The organism is Solibaculum intestinale (assembly GCF_040096205.1).
Classification (GTDB): Bacteria; Bacillota; Clostridia; order Oscillospirales; family Acutalibacteraceae; genus Solibaculum_A; species Solibaculum_A intestinale.
This window is the reverse complement of sequence record NZ_JBBMFD010000064.1, coordinates 1-765: the sequence shown is the minus strand read 5'-3', so window position 1 is coordinate 765 and position 765 is coordinate 1. Positions and strand designations below refer to the sequence as shown.

The 765-nt window shown below is 47.6% G+C and carries 2 protein-coding genes; both read right to left on the bottom strand.

The window, feature by feature from the left end; genetic code table 11:
- Positions 1–126 precede the first annotated feature (126 nt).
- A complete protein-coding gene (locus tag WMO26_RS13535) occupies positions 127–435 on the bottom strand; it encodes a hypothetical protein (RefSeq protein WP_349221149.1) in 309 nt (102 codons plus the stop codon).
- The coding region (locus WMO26_RS13530) for a hypothetical protein (RefSeq protein ID WP_349221148.1) at positions 398–765 on the bottom strand (368 nt) is incomplete at its 5' end. The genes WMO26_RS13535 and WMO26_RS13530, both read right to left, overlap by 38 nt.

Below are 765 nucleotides of genomic sequence, written 5' to 3'. Positions count from 1 at the left end.
AAGGGCAAATAGGCGTGAAAAATAAGCCTTTTATGGCGTCTTGCTCAGGACGCGCGCGTAATTCTGCGCCGGGGAGATGCTGGATCACCTCCAACAAAAAGAGCCCGCTTTCAAAGCGAGCTCTGATTAACCCGTAAATTGAATTGTTATTTTATCCCCATCTTGTTTCCAGGTTGCAAACCGAAAAAAATCGGCCCATTCGGGGGTGTTATGAGGGAAATCTGAATCTGCTTGAAAACGGGAGTGAAAGGCATCCGCCTGAGAAGCAGGAATCAGAAACCCGGTTAAGTCTTCACCCTCCATGGTTGCCGTCTCGAAGTCGCGTCCGTCGCCGGCGTCCATGAAAAATACGCTGTCCTGCTTTTTCGCTTCTTTTTGAACAAGTTCAAAGAACCGTTCAAAGCGTTCCCCTTCTTGCGTCCTTAACCCTAGCATTATGAATCCCTCCTTTCAGAATGGTTACAAATTCGCCGTTTTTCTTGACCACTACAACGTCTTCGCCTTTTATGAAGAAGTCAACCGGCAAAAGCTGGCCACGCCAATTCCCACTGACCTTTTCGCTGCAGTTTAGGACGATGTCGTCAATAATGCGGGCCATTTTCCGCCGATCTTCTGCTTTAGACGGGTCAAGCCCAAAGTCAGGCGCATGTTTACCGATCTTTTTACCAAACTGTTTATCCGTCACTATTATATCATTTTTTAGAGGTTTTTCCAGCGCCTTTTTGTTTGCCCAGACGGCTTTTTGCGCCTGGCTCCGTCCAAATC